This window comes from Streptomyces sp. NPDC079167, assembly GCF_040686735.1.
In the GTDB taxonomy this organism is placed as follows: domain Bacteria; phylum Actinomycetota; class Actinomycetes; order Streptomycetales; family Streptomycetaceae; genus Streptomyces.
Genome location: NZ_JBFBLO010000031.1, coordinates 1 through 15686 on the forward strand (window position 1 = coordinate 1; position 15686 = coordinate 15686).

Below are 15686 nucleotides of genomic sequence, written 5' to 3' on the forward strand. Positions count from 1 at the left end.
GCCGAAGCGGGTTCCTGCTAGGCGGTTGAATCACCACCGTGCTTTCCAGTTCTTCGCTTTCGCGTTTCCCTTTCCGGCGAGTCCGACTCTATCAGGCCTTTTCCGTTCCTTTGACCGGGGTCTCGCGAGCATGCGAGAGCCATAATCAAAGTGAGAGTCTGGGCTTGGGAGTCGCTGTCCGCCCCCGACTCGAAGTCGTGTGGGGGCCGGGCAGGGATACGACAGTACAGGCCGCCGTGAGGCGAGGCAAATCGCTTCCGGTGCGCCTCCAGGTCGGCCAACCGGTAGCTCTCGGGCGGAACCGGGACTTCATATGACTTACGCTGCTGACCAGTAAGCCGCCCTCCTTCCGTCGTGGCGGTGACATCCGGATCCCCACCTCTGGGAGGCTCTCCATGACCACAGTGACGTCCCCTCTTGCCGGCCGCGCCATCGGGCTCACCGCGGTTCCCGACCCCGTCTTCTCCGGAGCGATGGTGGGCCCCGGTACCGCCATCGACCCCGTGCGCGAGCCTTCGGAGGCCGTCTCGCCGGTCGACGGCATCGTCGTCTCCCTCCACCCCCATGCATTTGTCGTCGTCGACGACCAGGGCCACGGCGTGCTGACCCACCTCGGGATCGACACCGTGCAGCTGAACGGCGAGGGCTTCGAGCTTCTCGTGAACAAGGGGGACACGGTCACCCGCGGTCAGGGCATCGTCCGCTGGGACCCGGCGGGCGTCGAGGCCGCCGGCAAGTCGGCGATCTGCCCGGTCGTGGCCCTGGAAGCCACCGCCGAGTCCCTCTCCGACGTGCGTGAGGACGGCGACGTCAAGGTCGGCGAGACTCTCTTCGGCTGGCAGTGACACCCTCGGCTCGATAGACAGCCAGTTGGGAATCCATCGCGGTGGCGCGGCCACCGCACAATCGGAGACGGGTGAAATGGAGACAACGCTGCGAGGCGTCGGCGTGAGTCACGGTGTGGCGATCGGCGAAGTTCGGCACATGGGCACCGCGGTGCTCGAGCCGCCGGCCAAACAGATCCCCGCGGACGAGGCCGAGCGCGAGCAGGGGCGTGCCCGCCAGGCCGTCGAGGCTGTGGCGGCCGACCTGATCGCGCGCGGCAATCTGGCGGGGGGCGAGGCACAACACGTACTCGAAGCCCAGGCCATGATGGCGCAGGATCCCGAGCTCATCGCCGATGTCGAACGTCGTATCGCTGTCGGGAGCACCGCCGAGCGTGGCGTGTACGACGCGTTCGCGGCGTACCGGGCGCTGCTGGCCAACGCCGGGGAGTACCTGGCGGGACGCGTCGCCGACCTCGACGACGTACGGAACCGGATCGTTGCGCGGCTGCTCGGCGTGCCGATGCCGGGTGTGCCCGACAGTGACGAGCCGTACGTGCTGATCGCGCGTGACCTGGCTCCCGCCGACACGGCTCTGCTCGACCCCACGCTGGTGCTCGGTTTCGTGACGGAGGAGGGCGGGCCGACCAGCCACAGCGCCATTCTCGCGCGGGCGCTCGGTGTGCCTGCCGTCGTCGCTCTCCCCGGAGCGGGTGAGATCGCCGAGGGTACGGTCGTCGCCGTCGACGGCAGCACCGGCGAGATCTTCGTCGAGCCCAGCCAGGAGAAGCGCGCCGAGATGGAGAGCGCTTCGGCAGCGCGGAAGGCGGCGCTGTCGGCGGTGACCGGTCCTGGTGCCACCTCCGACGGTCACAAGGTGCCGCTGCTCGCCAATGTCGGCGGTCCCGGTGATGTCCCCGCTGCGCTGGAAGCCGGTGCCGAGGGCGTCGGACTGTTCCGTACGGAGTTCCTCTTCCTGGACGACAGCAAGCAGGCGCCCTCCGAGGAGAAGCAGATCGCGGCGTACCGCGCTGTGCTGGAGGCGTTTCCCGAGGGGCGTGTCGTGGTGCGGGTGCTGGACGCCGGTGCCGACAAGCCGCTGGACTTCCTGACGCCGGCCGACGAGCCGAACCCCGCGCTCGGCGTGCGCGGGCTGCGCAGTCTGCTGGACCACCCGGATGTGCTGCGGACCCAGCTGACGGCACTGTCCAGGGCGGCCGAGGGGCTGCCGGTGTACCTCGAGGTCATGGCCCCGATGGTGGCCGACCGCGCCGACGCGAAGGCGTTCGCCGACGCCTGCCGTGAGGCGGGACTGCAGGCGAAGTTCGGGGCGATGGTGGAGATTCCGTCCGCCGCGCTCAGGGCCCGCTCGATCTTGCAGGAGGTGGAGTTCCTCTCGCTGGGTACGAACGACCTGGCGCAGTACACCTTCGCGGCCGACCGGCAGGTAGGGGCCGTGTCCCGGCTCCAGGACCCGTGGCAGCCCGCACTGCTCGACCTGGTCGCGCTGTCGGCCGAGGCCGCCAGGGCCGAGGGCAAGAGCTGCGGCGTCTGCGGTGAGGCCGCTTCGGACCCGCTGCTGGCGTGCGTGCTGACCGGTCTGGGTGTCACCTCCCTCTCCATGGGTGCCGCGTCCATTCCCTATGTGCGGGCGACGCTGGCGAAGCACACGCTCGCGCAGTGCGAGCGTGCCGCCTCCGCCGCGCGTGCGGCGGACTCCGCCGACGACGCGCGGCGCGCGGCGCAGGCGGTGCTGTCGGGCGAGTGATGTCGTCCGCCGCACACGGTCGGATGTGAAGGGGTTCCCGCCCGTTCCGGCGGGGGCCCCTTCGGTCTTTCAGCGGTGGACCTCCGGTTCGTCGGCACCGATGGCGAAGCCCGCGCAGTACTCGACGCCGGATTCCGGCGACACGGGTTCACCGGTGTCGGCGTCCGTGCAGTAGGCGCTGAAGACCTCGCCCGCGGTGAGCGGGAGGAGACTGCCCCGGTTCAGGCGCCAGCCGTGCACCCGGTCCGGTGCGTCGGGGGTCGTGGTGCGCAGTACGACACCGCCCTGGGTCTCGAGCGCGACCCCGACGGCGAGCACGGTGGCGAACTCCGCACCCTCCGCCGATCCGAGCCTGGCGGTTCCGTCGGTGTCACGGGCTGTGTGCAGGACGGCCAGGAGCTGTTCGTTCTCCATGGGCATGCTGCAGACGATGTGATGGGTGCCCGGACCCGCCGTGTCCAACAAGCGCATCAGCAGGTGGGACGCCCGGTCGAAGGCGGCCCGCCCGATGTCCTGGCCGCAGTCGGCGCAGTCACCGAGGCCCGCCAGCAGCATCGTGGCGTACTCCCAGGTCGCGCGCCGGACCGCTTGTGAGACGAGCAGCGGGATCAGGGTGTCGATGGGCTGGCCCGTGTAGGCCACGGTGGCGCCGGCCGAGGCGACCTCCGCGACGAAGCGGGTCCGGCTTGTGCGTTCGTCGGGTTCCAGGCCGGACTCGGCGCAGAAATCCGCGTAGTCCTCCGGGTCGAAGAGGGCGACGGTGGTGTGCGTTCCCTGCGCGGCGAACGTCCGCAGCAGGCCCTCGACCTGCCGCAGGTAGACCGCGTGGTCCTCGAAGGTGAAGCTCCGGTAGCGGCGCATGGCCGCGAAGTCGTCCGGGTCGACCAGGAGGCCGATGGTGTTCGGTGCTTCGCGGCGCAGTGCGCGTCGCATGGATGTTCCGGCACGCTGCCGGCTGCGTTCGGTCTGGTTGATGTGCGCCATGAGTCCCCCTGTGCACTGTCGATCGATGCTCACTCAGCGTAATCAGGGGGACTGACAACGGGCTGTCCGGCGGCTGGGTTCAGTGGCGGTCGCGGGCGAGTTCCTCGTAGAAGCGGAGGAGTTCGAGGTTGTCGACGGAGCCCGGGTTGACCGCCTTGGACAGGGCTGTGCCCTGGAGGAGGCGCTTGACCGGAACCTCGATGCGCTTGCCGGTGAGGGTGTGCGGAATGCCGGGGACCTCGATGACCTCGTCCGGTACGTGGCGGGGTGAGAGGTTCTCGCGGATCGTCCGTTTGATGCTGTCACGGAGTCCGTCGTCGAGCGTGGCGCCCTCGGCGAGGTGGACGAACAGGGGCATCCAGTAGCCGCCGTCCGGCTCTTCGAGGCCGATGACGAGGGACTCGCGGATCTCGGGGAGCCGTTCGACCGCCTCGTAGATGTCGGCGGACCCCATGCGGACGCCCTGCCTGTTGAGCGTGGAGTCGGAGCGGCCGTGGATGATGACCGAGCCGCGGTCGGTGAGGGTGATCCAGTCTCCGTGGCGCCACACACCGGGGTACACGTCGAAGTAGCTGTCGTGGTAGCGGCGGCCGTCGGGGTCGTTCCAGAAGCGGACCGGCATGGAGGGCATGGGTGCGGTCACGACGAGCTCGCCGACCTCGCCCGTGAGCGGCTTGCCCGAGGGGTCCCAGGACTGGAGGTCGGTACCCAGACAGGGGGCCTGCAGCTCGCCGATGTGGACCGGCAGGGTGGGGACCGCGCCCGCGAAGCAGCTGCAGACGTCCGTCCCGCCGCTGACGGAGGCGATCCACAGGTCGGTGCCGGTCTCGGCGAACTCGTCGTGCAGCCAGCGGAAGCCGTCGGGCGGGAGCGGGGAACCCGTGGTGGCGACGCACTGGACACGGCTGAGGTCGTGGTCACGGCCCGGGTGGACGCCTGCCTTCCGGCACGCCATGACGTAGGCGGCCGACGTACCGAAGAGGGTCGCGCCGGTCAGTTCGGCGACACGCCACTGGGCCTGGACGTCCGGATAGCCGGGACTGCCGTCGTAGAGCACGACGGTTGTACCGGTGAGCAGGCCGGAGACGAGGAAGTTCCACATCATCCAGCCGGTGGAGGTGTACCAGAAGAAGCGGTCGTCGGGGCCGAGGTCGCAGTGCAGCCCGATCTGCTTGAAGTGTTCGAGGAGGATCCCGCCCTGGGACTGGACGATGGCCTTCGGGAGTCCGGTCGTGCCGGAGGAGTACAGCACCCACAGCGGGTGCTCGAAGGGGACCTGCTCGAAGACCGGTTCGGTGACCGAAGCGGTGAGCGCCGACCATTCGAGGGTGCCTTCGGGCGCGTCCGTGCCGAGGAGCGGGATGTGGACGACCGCGCGCAGGCTGGGGAGTTCGCTGCGAAGTTCGGCGACGGTGTCCCTGCGGTCGTGCTCCTTGCCGCCGTAGCGGTAGCCGTCGACGGTGAACAGGACGACGGGTTCGACCTGCTGGAAGCGGTCCAGGACACTGCGGGCGCCGAAGTCGGGGGCGGAGGAGGTCCAGACCGCGCCGACGGCGGCGGTGGCGAGGAACGCGACGACCGCTTGGGGGATGTTGGGGAGATATCCGCTGACCCGGTCGCCGGGGGTGACGCCGAGGGCGCGGAGCTCGGCGGCGAGTGAGCCGGTCTGGCGCCGGAGTTCGGACCAGCTGATGGAGACCTGGGCGTGGGTCTCGTCGACGTACAGCAGGGCGGGGGCGTCCGCGCGGAGCGGGTCGTCGGCCGTGCGCAGGGCGTGCTCGGCGTAGTTGAGGGTGGCGCCGGGGAACCACTGGGCGCCAGGCATGGTGCGGTCGCCGAGGACGGCGTCGTACGGGGTGGAGAAGCGTACGTCGAACCAGTCGGCGACGGCCTCCCAGAAGGTGTCGAGCTGGTCGACCGACCAGCGGTGCAGCGCCGCGTAACCGCCGTCGGCGGGTGCTCTGTGGCGTCCGGCCGCCCATCGCTGGAAGCGGGTGACGGCCGCCGCCTCGACGCGCTCGGGATCGGGCTGCCAGAGGGGGGCGTCGCCGGCTGCTGAGGTCATGGAGGCTCCCTGGCCTTTCGGGTGTACGCGGGGTGGGCGTGCGTCGCGCGCACGGGCTGGGGTGTGCGCGTGGACGGCTGTCACGGACGATGCCATGTGATCGTCTTGCGCACCAGGGTCCCCCTGCCATGACCGCGTGTCCGGCTGTGTGGTGAAGCCACAGGTGAACGGAAGCTGAACGGAGCACGCTTGGGTCCGGGCGGATGGCAGGGTTGCCCGCATGGATGGTCGTGACCTGGTGCGCTCGGTGAAAATGGTCGGTTCTGTACAGGGGATGCGCACGGTCCGCTCGGCCTGGCGGCGTCGGCGTGCCGACGCGCGGGCGCTGGCGGCGCGCGGTGCGGAGCGGGCTCGGGTGCCCGGGCTTCTGATCGGTGCGGAGCCCGGGCCCGGTGGTGGGGTCGTGCGGTTCGCTCGCTCGCAGCTGCGGGTCAGGGTGGCGGTGGGCGGTGCGGTGTTCTGGTCCTGGGACGGTGCCGGGCCGCTGCCCTCGTACGCCCTGCCGGGGGACGGTCCGGAGGCCGATACGCGCGCGCGGCTGGAGCCGGACACGAACGGCGGCTGGCAGGTGGTGTCGGAGCGGCTGACGGTCGCCGTGTCGCGGCACGGGGCGCTGGAGTTGCGTACGCCGGGCGGAGTGGTGCTGCGCCAGGAGCTGCCGCCGCGCTGGTGGGAGCCGGTGGAGGGCGGCCCGGCGCGGTGGGTGCAGCGGTCCGAGGTCCCGGCCGACGCCCGCTTCTTCGGGCTGGGCGGCCGGGCCGGCGGTCCGAGGCTGAGGGAGGGGACGTACCGGCTGTGGAACACCGATCCGGGCGGCCGTTTCGGTCCGGAGGACGATCCGCTGTATCTGACGATGCCGGTGCAGATGGTGGTCTCGGACGCTGGAACCCATCTGGCGTTCCACGACAACTCCTGGGCGGGCCGGGTGACGCTCCGTGAGGGCGAGGAGGGCGCGGGGTCGGGGCATGACCGGCCGGGGGCGTGCGAGGTGCGGATGGAGGGCGGCCCGCTCCGCTGCTGGGTGGTCGTGGGTACGCCGGCCAAGGTGCTGCGGAGCTGGACGGCGCTGACGGGGGCGCCCGCGCTGCCTCCGTCGTGGGCACTGGGTCCGCAGCACGCCCGTTGGGGGTTCGGCAGCGAGCAGGAGGTGCGGCGGGTCGTCGCGGGGTACCGGGATCGGGGACTGCCGTTGTCGGTCCTGCATCTGGACATCGACCACTACGACGCGCATCAGGTCTTCACTGTCGACCGGGAGCGGTTCCCCGGCCTCCCCCGGCTGGCTGAGGAGCTGCGCGAGGACGGCGTCAGGCTGGTCTCGATCGTCGATCCGGCGGTGCGGGCGTCGGCGGGCAACGCGGTGTTCGACAGCGGCCTGGAAGTCGGTACGGAGGGCGCGTTCGTCCGGGACCCGCAGGGCCTTCCGGTGCTGGGTGAGGTGTGGCCGGGCGAGTGCGTCTATCCGGATTTCACCGATCCGCTGGTGCGCGCGTGGTGGGGAGCGCTGTACGAGGAGAGGCTCGGCCAGGGGTTCGCCGGGGTGTGGCACGACATGAACGAACCGGTGTCGTTTACGGCCTTCGGGGATCCGTCGCTCCCCCGTTCGTCCCGGCACTCGCTGGAGGGCCGTGGCGGGGACCACCGGGAGGCCCACAACGTGTATGCCCTGGCGATGGCGAGGGCCGGGTACGAGGCGCTGTGCCGACTGCGCCCGGACGAGCGGCCGTTCCTGTTCTCCCGTTCGGGCTGGGCGGGGCTGCAGCGGTACGGCGGCACCTGGTCCGGTGATGTGGCGACGGGGTGGCCGGGGCTCCGGGCCTCGCTGGCCCTGGTGCTGGGTCTGGGGCTCTGCGGGGTGCCGTACTCCGGACCCGACATCGGGGGGTTCGACGGGTCGCCGTCGCCCGAGCTCTATCTGCGCTGGTTCCAACTCGGCTCGTACATGCCGTTGTTCCGTACGCATGCGGCCATCGACGCGGGGCGCCGGGAGCCGTGGGAATTCGGGCCGGAGGTCCTCACGCACGCCAGGCGTGCGCTGGAGGAGCGGGAGCGGATGCACCCCTACTTCGTGACGCTGGCCCAGCTCGCCCGGCTGACGGGTGCGCCCTATGCGCGGCCGGTGTGGTGGAGCGCCCCGGGGGACCGGGAGCTGCGGGACTGCGAGGACGCGTTCCTGCTGGGTGACGCGCTGCTGGTCGCGCCGGTGCTGGAGGAGGGCGCGGACCGTGTTGCGGTGCGGCTGCCGCGCGGGCGTTGGTACGACACGGCGACCGGGCAGGCGTACGAGGGCCCGGGCCAGGCGGTGGTGGACGCGCCGCTGTCCCGTATCCCGGTGCTGGCGAGGGCCGGAGCCGTGATCCCGGTGCGGGGCCCGGAGGGCGCTCTCGAACTCGAGGTGTGGGCTCCGCCGACCGGGCGCACCGGGGGCGGGCTGGTCGTGCGGGACGCGGGCGACGGGTGGGAGCGGTCCGAGGTGGAGCGCTACACCTCCCGGCTGAGGGCCGGCCGCGTGGTGGTCGAACGGGACGGCGAGGAGTCACGGGTGCCGTACCCGGTCCGGGTGCGGGGGCTGCCGGCTCAGCCGTAGGCGCCGGCGAACCAGGAGCGTACTGCCTGGGTGTGGAGGGGGAAGGCGAGTTCGTCCGGGGTGTGCAGCACGGTGTGTCCCGAGGTCTCGTCCGTCGGTGCGGAGGGCGGGAGTTCCCCGGCGGGGCGTGGCGGGAGCAGGCCGAAGAGCAGCAGGTGGCCGTCCGGGGAGCTCAGGGCGTCGGCGAGGCGCACGTCGGTCTCGTCGGCGCGGATGCCGGTCTCCTCGCGCAGTTCGCGTACGACGGCGTGGCGCCAGTCCTCGGTGTGGTCGATGTAGCCGCCGGGCAGCGCGAGCCTGCCCGGGTGCGGCGGGATGGTGCGGGTGATGACCACGAGGCCGGTGCCGTGCGGTCCGGTGACGGGGAGCAGGGCGACGGCGACGGGCAGCGGGTTGCGGTAGGCCCTGCGACCGCAGGCGGTACAGGTGCGGGGCCACGCGTCGGTGGCGTACGGGGCCCCGCAGCTGCCGCAGTGGGAGTCCTTCACGGGGCGGACTGTATCCGATCACTCTTCTCTTGCGGCTCCGGAGCTGATAGACGGTGTGCCCATGACAGGAACTGCTCGTCTTCTCCGCGCCCTGGCCGTTGCCGGCGCCGCCCTGCTCGCCGTGACCGCCGCTGCCCCGGTGGCGGTGGCCAGGCCCGAACCCAAGGCTCCGCCGGAGTTCGTCGATCTCCGCTCCGTCGATCCGACGATCATCACGGAGATGCGCTACACCACCGCGCACAACTTCATGGGAGAGCCGGTGGACGGTTACCGGCAGCCCGTCTGCATCCTGACCCGGCCGGCCGCCCGCGCGCTGCACACCGCCCAGCGGAGCCTTCTGCGCCAGGGGTATTCGCTCAAGGTGTACGACTGCTACCGGCCGCAGCGTGCCGTGGACCACTTCGTCCGCTGGGCGAAGGACCTCGACGACCAGGCCATGAAGGCGGAGTTCTATCCGATGGTCGACAAGACTCGGCTGTTCGAGGACGGTTACATCGCGGAGAAATCCGGGCACAGCCGGGGCAGCACGGTCGACCTCACCCTGGTGAAGCTGCCGGCGCTGCCGACCAGGCCGTACGAGCCCGGCGAGGAGCTGGCTCCGTGCTACGCGCCGAAGGGCGAACGCTTCCCGGACAACTCGGTGGACATGGGGACGGGTTACGACTGCTTCGACACCCTGTCGCACACGGACGACCCGCGGGTTCAGGGAGCGCAGCGCGCGAACCGGCAGTTCCTCAAGGAGATCCTGGCCGGCCTGGGGTTCGTGAATCTCGCGGAGGAGTGGTGGCACTTCACGTACAAGCCGGAGCTCTTCCCTGACACCTACTTCGACTTCCCGGTGGCCAGGCGCTCCGTGGCGGGTCACTGACGGGAGGGGAACGGGCGACCGGGACCACCCCCGTGAGCTCCGGCCGCCCGTTCTTGTTCTCGGACGCGGAACTGCCGTATCCGGTTGCCGACGGAGCGATTACGGTGCCTTCATGTCACAGCAGACGTTCGGTTCGTATGAAGAGTTCTGGCCCTATTACGTCGCCATGCACTCCAGGGCGGCGACGCGATGGGTCCATCTGACCGGGACACTGACCGGTCTCGCGGTCACCGCGTACGGTCTGGCACGCGGCCGCAGGCGGTACGCGCTGGCGTTGCCGCTCATCGGGTACGGCACCGCGTGGCCGGCGCACTTCCTCATCGAGAAGAACAACCCGGCCACGTTCGGCCACCCCGCGTGGTCGCTGCGCGGAGACGTGCAGATGATCCGGATGATGCTCGCGGGACGGGACGGGGAGCTGGCCGAGACCGCCGCCGAGTGGCTCGCCGAGAACCCGCGAACCCCGGTACGCGCGCAGGGTTGACGGGTCGTCACGCCGGGTGAAGACTCCTGTCACGCCCGCTGCCCCCCGCACCGTACGCGCGGTCCGTACCCCGGTCGGCGGGGGTACGGGCCGCGTCAGGGCCTTTCGTCTGGAGCAGGCCGGATCAGGGGGCGGGCCCTGGTGCGTGCAGCTGCAAGGCGGAGGATCGAGGCCAAGCGGAGCGTTTGGGGTCTCCCCTGCTCATGGGGGTCCCCCCGTTCGAGCGAAGCCGAGAGCGGGGAGAAGCCGAGAGCTTGGGGATTGACGACAACGCCGCAGATGGGCGTGCCAGACCCCGCGAGCCCGGCCTGATCCAGACGAAAGGCCCTACGTACGGTGGCCAGGCCGTCAGGTCCTGGCGGGTTCCCGGAGTTGGTCGGCGCGCGCCGCGGCGTGCTCCACGACCGCCACGAGCACATCCCGGACGGACGCCCGGTCACGTGCGTCGCAGAGCAGCACCGGCACCTCGGGGTCGAGGTCGAGTGCCGCCCGAACCGTCTCGGTGGGGAACTGCTCGGCGCCCTCGAAGAGGTTGACGGCGACGGTGAACGGGATCCCCCGGCGCTCGAAGTAGTCGACGGCCGCAAAGCAGTCCTCCAGCCTCCGGGTGTCGGCGAGGACCACCGCGCCGAGGGCGCCCTGGGCCAGTTCGTCCCAGAGGAACCAGAAGCGGTCCTGTCCGGGGGTCCCGAACAGGTAGAGGACCAGGTCCTCGCGCAGCGTGATGCGGCCGAAGTCCATGGCCACCGTCGTGGTGTGCTTGCCCTCGACCCCCGCCACGTCGTCGACGGGGCGGCCGGCCTCGCTCAGCCTCTCCTCCGTGCGCAGCGGTCTGATCTCGCTGACCGCGCCCACCAGGGTCGTCTTGCCCACGCCGAAGCCGCCTGCCACCAGGATCTTCAGGGTGACGGGTTCGACGTGCCGCTTTCTGCGGCTAGAGCGCCCGAAGGCCATTGATCACCTCGCGAAGAAGGCTCTCGTCCGGCAGCTCGGCCGGCGGAACGGGACGGGTGACGTGCACCAGTTCGTCCTCGACGAGGTCACCGACCAGAACACGGACCACCCCGACGGGGAGGTCCAGTCCGGAGGCTAGCTCGGCGATCGACTGGGGCATGTCGCTGCACAGTTCGACGATCTCCACGTGTTCCGGGGAGAGCGTCTGGTCCCGGCCGGGATCGTCGGCCGCCGGTTCGGGGATGACGATCGCGATCAGGTCGAGACGATGACGGGACGCGCTGCTGGTACGCCCCCGGGTCATCGCGTAGGGCCGGACCACCGGACCCGCTTCGGCGTCGTACCAGCGCGAGGAGGCCGCTTCTGCGGGCGCGGGCGGTGATCCGGGCGCGGTGTCCCGGGCGGAGTCTGCGCTCATCCCCTCGCCTCACCCTCCGGCGGGCAGACCGGTGGTCCGGGGGGCGTTGGCCAGGTGCGCCCCGACTCGCTTGACCATCAGGGTCATCTCGTAGGCCACCTGTCCGACGTCCGAGTCCGAGTCGGCGAGGACGGCGAGACAGCTGCCGTCACCTGCGGCCGTGACGAAGAGGAAGGCCTCGTCGAGCTCGACCACGGTCTGCCGGACCCGGCCGGCGTCGAAGTGACGGCCCACGCCCTTGGCGAGGCTGTGGAACCCGGAGGCGACGGCCGCCAGGTGCTCGCTGTCCTCACGGGTCAGGTCCTGGGACGTGCCGGTGGCGAGGCCGTCGCTGGAGAGCACCAGTGCCTTGCGGATGCTCGCGACGCGCTCGACCAGTTCGTCGAGGAGCCAGTTGAGTTCGCCGGAGCCCTGGCGTGAGGAGTTGTGTGCTGCGGCGTTCGGTGCGGTCATCGACCGTCCCCTCCCGGAGTGGTTCCTGGTGCTGCCTCGCCGGAGCCGGTCGCGTCCTCGGCGTTCTGCCGACGGCCGCGCTGCCAGCCGCGTTGAAGCGAAGCCATGCGGTTGCGTACTTCGTCCGCATCACGTTCGAGGTCGTCGTCGGTGTATGCGGGGGCGTGACCGGAAGTCCGCCGTGCGGAGTCCTCCCGGAGCTGTGGGGCGAGGTTCGCCTGCCGGACCCTGCGCGGGAGGCCTCCGACCGTGTCCGGTGCGGACGGTCCGGGTGCGGGCCTGAGTCTCGGCGGCGCCTCGTCGGCATGGGACGCGCCCGGGCGTTCCTGTGCGGTGACGGCTTCGGAGCCGGAGGGCTCGAGGGGGCCGTCGTTCGTGCCGGGGTGCGAGCGGCCCCCGTCGCCTATCCGGCGTCCATGGGCGGTGCCGGGTGTGTGCGGCTTGCGGCGCGGCAGCGGGACGGGGCCGGAGGGGCGCATCGGCCGGACGTCCGCCGAGCGGCCGTCCGAGGCGTCGAAGGCCTGCTGGTGCTGTTCCCGGTCGGCTTCCCTGCGCAGGTCGCGGGCGCGGAAGATGCCGCCCCGCTCGCTCTCGGTGTCCTCCAGGTCGGATACGCCGTCGAGGACGGGGCCGAGTGCCGGATCGAGCTCCCGGTCGCGAGCCGGGTCGGTGAACCCGAGTGTGCCCACCGGGCCTTCGAGCTCGACCGGGCCGTCGAGCACCGACGGATCGGTGAGGCCCGTGGGGACCGGGGAGAGTCCGGAGGGCCTGCCGGGGATGCTCTTGTCCGCGACTCCGTCCCTGCGGGCCTTGTCACTGCCGGGCGCGTCGCTGCCCGGCCGGCCGCCGCCGATCGCCTTCTCGGCGCGCCGGTCGAGGCGGAAGCCGGTGCCGTGCGTGTCCGGGGCCTCGGTGAGCAGCTGCGCCGGGATGAAGACGACCGCGGTCGTCCCTCCGTACGGTGAGATCTGCAAGGAGACGCGGACGTTCTGCCGCTGTGCGAGCCGGCTGACGACGAAGAGGCCGAGCCTGTCGGTGTCGGAGAGTTCGAAGTCGGGCGTCTCGGCGAGCCTGAGGTTGGCGTCCAGGAGGACTTCCGGGGCCATGCCGAGGCCACGGTCGTGGATCTCGAGGGTGAAGCCGTTGGCCACGCGCTCGCCGTGGACCTGCACCGCGGTGTGCGGGGGCGAGAACACCGTGGCGTTCTCCAGGAGTTCCGCGATCAGGTGGGTGAGGTCGGCGACGGCCGGGCCGCCCACGCCGATGCGGGGCAGGCGCCGGACCTCGATCCGCTCGTAGTCCTCGACCTCGGCGACGGCCGCGCGCACCACGTCCATGAGCTGGATGGGCTTCCGCCACTGCCGGGACGGGGCCGCCCCGGAGAGGATCACGAGGCCTTCGGCGTGGCGGCGCATGCGCGTGGTGAGGTGGTCGAGGCGGAAGAGGTCGGCGAGCTCGTCGCTGTTCTCGGTGCGCCGCTCCATGGTGTCCAGGAGCGTCAGCTGGCGGTGCAGGAGCACCTGGTTGCGACGGGCGAGGTTCACGAAGACCTCGGATACTCCGCGGCGCATGTCCGCCTGCTTGACGGCGGCCTCGACGGCGGCGCGCTGCAGGGTGTTGAGGGCCTGGCCTACCTGGCCTATCTCGTCGCGCTCGTAACTGAGGTGAGGCGCTTCGGTCTCCACGTCGACCTGCTCGCCCGCGGCCAGCCGCCGCATCACGCTGGGGAGCCGCACTCCGGACACCTCGTGCGCGTCCTTGCGCAGCCGGGAGAGGTCGCGGACGAGTTCGCGTCCTACGCGTACGGAGACGAAGACGGACACGAGCAGGGCGACGAATCCCAGGACGCCGGCGACGCCCGCCTGGATCAGGACCCGGTAGCCGGCGGGTTCCGCGCGGTCCTGGAAGCGGTTGGACATCTCGGTTCCGTCGTTGGCCAGGTGCTCCAGGACGGGTGGCGCCACTTCCTCCCAGCGCGCGGAGTCGATGGTGCCCGGCTTCGTGATCGGACCCGCGGCGATGAGCCTCTGCTCGGCCGTCCGCAGCGGCTCGGTGTCGGGGCTGCGCCAGTACTGCTCCATGCGGCCGCGCTCGCTCGCCGGCAGGAGTTCGAGGTTGACCTCGTACAGGAGCGTACGGCTGGCGGCGAGGTCGGAGACGACACGCAGCTCCGGGGCGCCGAGCCGCCCCGCGATGAGGCCCGACGCGATGAGGGCGTCCTCACGGGAGAGCATCTCGCGCGCCCTGGAGATGCCGACCAGCGCCCGGACCTGCTTGTCCATGGACACGTTCTCCATCGTGTGGAGACTGTTCAGGAAGCGGTAGCAGGGGTCGACGAGGCCGTTGTAGAAGTCGAGGGCCCTGGTCCGGTCGATGGTGCGCTTCTCGACGGACCCGCGCAGCGCGTCCAGGCCGTCGACCTCGCCGAGGATCGAGTCGAGCTGGGCCTCCGACTCCGGGCTCAGCTTGTCCCGTACGTCCTTGCTCTTCGCACTCCGCCTGACCTCGGCCACGACCCGGTCGGTCCGGGCTCGCTCGCGGCGCAGGAGGGGCAGGGCGTCCGAGGCCCGGGGATCGGCGAGGAAGACGAGTGTTTGGCGGCGTTCGCCCTGAACGGCCCGGATGGTGTCTTCCAGCGGGTGGCCGACCTGCTCCACGATGGCGCTGGCGCCCATCAGTTCGCCGGCCTCGCGGCCGGTGACGTAGGTGGCGAAGACCCAGAGACCCGTGAGGGAGGCGAGCGGCACCAGGAGCAACGCCACGATCTTCCTGCGGATGGACTTCCCGCGAAAGCGCATGGCCTCCCCCAGCTCGGCCCCGCACCGCGGGGGTGGTCGCGCCGGGTCCGGTGGTTCCGGTCGCCCGGTCTTCGTGGTCGTTCGGGTGTTCCTGCCGCAGCCCACCGAGCGTCGGCCGGAGTTCCGTCAACAAACGGCGCGAGCCTACTACTGACCTACCGGTAACTCGAAGACGTGTCCGGACGATTTCAGGCCGCTCTTCCCCGAGTTGCTCACCAGTTGTCCCGGTATTCCCTGCGAAGAAACTCGCGAAAGCGACAGAGAATCCCTGACTGAACGCGGTGCGTCCACACAAGGCAGTTGGCTGGAATTCTTCCTTCCGTGACCTTTCGGGGCTGGTTGCCGTCCCAGGCGGGAATCTTCACGACGTGGCATTCGTCCACACGTACGGGGCAGAAGGACCTCACGGGGGTACGTGCGACAGGCAAGCGGTTCCGCCCGCGTAAAAGGGGCGCAAGCCGGGCAGCCACCCCTGAGTCGGACAGTGGTGGGGAGTTGAAGGTCCTTGGACACGGATGAGCTCCGGGGCGCCGCGGCATCGTCGGCGATCCCTTCGCAGGCGGGCGCGCCGGCGGCGGGCGCGGCACCCGCCGGTGCCCGGATCCCCCGGCAGCTGTGGGTGGACGAGCCTGCGGTACGCCGCAGGATGCCGGATCCTGTACGGACGGCGGCCGTGCGCGCCGTCCTCGTCATGTCGCTGACGATCATTCTGGCCATGGTGGCCTTCCTGTGCACGCTCGCCGGGTCCTGGCTCGCCTTCCCGATGATGCTCACCGGTGTGGCGGGCACGGTGGTGGCGACGTGGGCGGTGCTGGACGTATGGGTGACCCGGCAGGTGTGGAACCAGCGCCACGGCGTGGTGTCCGTCCCCAGCAGCACGGCGCGCCGCATGCGCCGGGAGCGCCGCGCCGCCAGGCGTGCGGCACGGTCCCGGGCGCGCAGGGAGGCCCGGATACGACGCCGGGGGGAAGGCCGGCTCTCCCGCGCCTGACCGCCTG

13 protein-coding genes are annotated in these 15686 nt (G+C 71.0%); 6 read left to right on the forward strand and 7 right to left on the reverse strand.

The genetic code is table 11. The annotated features are described in order from the left end of the window. The first annotated feature begins 395 nt into the window (after positions 1-395). On the forward strand, positions 396-845 hold the full coding sequence (locus AB0P41_RS34985) for a PTS glucose transporter subunit IIA (protein ID WP_033304207.1): 450 nt from the start codon (positions 396-398) through the stop codon (positions 843-845). A gap of 76 nt (positions 846-921) precedes the next feature. Then, the gene (gene ptsP / locus AB0P41_RS34990; RefSeq protein ID WP_104790511.1) at positions 922-2592 is read left to right on the forward strand and encodes a phosphoenolpyruvate--protein phosphotransferase; all 1671 of its coding nucleotides are present in this window, start codon (positions 922-924) and stop codon (positions 2590-2592) included. A 69-nt stretch (positions 2593-2661) separates the two neighbouring features. On the opposite strand, the gene AB0P41_RS34995 is transcribed toward ptsP, so the two are convergent. After that, the gene (locus AB0P41_RS34995; RefSeq protein WP_365936082.1) at positions 2662-3576 is read right to left on the reverse strand and encodes a hypothetical protein; all 915 of its coding nucleotides are present in this window, start codon (positions 3574-3576) and stop codon (positions 2662-2664) included. Positions 3577-3655: 79 nt separating this feature from the next. Beyond that, on the reverse strand, positions 3656-5641 hold the full coding sequence (locus tag AB0P41_RS35000) for an acetoacetate--CoA ligase (RefSeq protein WP_365936083.1): 1986 nt from the start codon (positions 5639-5641) through the stop codon (positions 3656-3658). 220 nt (positions 5642-5861) lie between these two features. Here AB0P41_RS35000 and AB0P41_RS35005 point away from each other — a divergent pair, with 220 nt between their 5' ends. Further along, the gene (locus AB0P41_RS35005) at positions 5862-8225 is read left to right on the forward strand and encodes a glycoside hydrolase family 31 protein (protein WP_365936084.1); all 2364 of its coding nucleotides are present in this window, start codon (positions 5862-5864) and stop codon (positions 8223-8225) included. On the opposite strand, the gene AB0P41_RS35010 is transcribed toward AB0P41_RS35005, so the two are convergent. After that, a complete protein-coding gene (locus tag AB0P41_RS35010) occupies positions 8216-8713 on the reverse strand; it encodes an NUDIX domain-containing protein (protein WP_365936085.1) in 498 nt (165 codons plus the stop codon). The genes AB0P41_RS35005 and AB0P41_RS35010 overlap by 10 nt on opposite strands. A gap of 61 nt (positions 8714-8774) precedes the next feature. Here AB0P41_RS35010 and AB0P41_RS35015 point away from each other — a divergent pair, with 61 nt between their 5' ends. Continuing rightward, complete coding sequence (locus tag AB0P41_RS35015; protein ID WP_365936086.1) at positions 8775-9581, forward strand: M15 family metallopeptidase; 807 nt, start codon at positions 8775-8777, stop codon at positions 9579-9581. Positions 9582-9693: 112 nt separating this feature from the next. Next, positions 9694-10065 carry a DUF962 domain-containing protein gene (locus AB0P41_RS35020; protein ID WP_356712712.1) on the forward strand — a complete coding sequence of 124 codons (372 nt, stop codon included), beginning with the start codon at positions 9694-9696 and terminating at the stop codon, positions 10063-10065. Between the two features lie 348 nt (positions 10066-10413). Here the strand turns inward: AB0P41_RS35020 and AB0P41_RS35025 are convergent, their stop codons facing one another. The 4 genes from AB0P41_RS35025 to AB0P41_RS35040 are packed head-to-tail and all read right to left on the reverse strand — an operon-like array spanning position 10414 to position 14688. Further along, positions 10414-11019 (reverse strand): ATP/GTP-binding protein, encoded by a 606-nt coding sequence (locus AB0P41_RS35025; protein ID WP_356712710.1) that lies wholly within the window; start codon positions 11017-11019, stop codon positions 10414-10416. Beyond that, on the reverse strand, positions 11000-11437 hold the full coding sequence (locus AB0P41_RS35030) for a DUF742 domain-containing protein (protein ID WP_356712708.1): 438 nt from the start codon (positions 11435-11437) through the stop codon (positions 11000-11002). Before AB0P41_RS35030 ends, AB0P41_RS35025 begins: the two co-directional genes overlap by 20 nt. A gap of 9 nt (positions 11438-11446) precedes the next feature. Beyond that, positions 11447-11890 (reverse strand): roadblock/LC7 domain-containing protein, encoded by a 444-nt coding sequence (locus AB0P41_RS35035; protein WP_356712706.1) that lies wholly within the window; start codon positions 11888-11890, stop codon positions 11447-11449. Beyond that, a complete protein-coding gene (locus AB0P41_RS35040; RefSeq protein ID WP_365936087.1) occupies positions 11887-14688 on the reverse strand; it encodes a nitrate- and nitrite sensing domain-containing protein in 2802 nt (933 codons plus the stop codon). The genes AB0P41_RS35035 and AB0P41_RS35040 overlap by 4 nt, the downstream gene beginning before the upstream one ends. A 547-nt stretch (positions 14689-15235) precedes the next feature. Between AB0P41_RS35040 and AB0P41_RS35045 the strand changes: the two genes are divergently transcribed. Beyond that, positions 15236-15679 (forward strand): hypothetical protein, encoded by a 444-nt coding sequence (locus AB0P41_RS35045; RefSeq protein WP_356712742.1) that lies wholly within the window; start codon positions 15236-15238, stop codon positions 15677-15679. Positions 15680-15686: the final 7 nt, after the last annotated feature.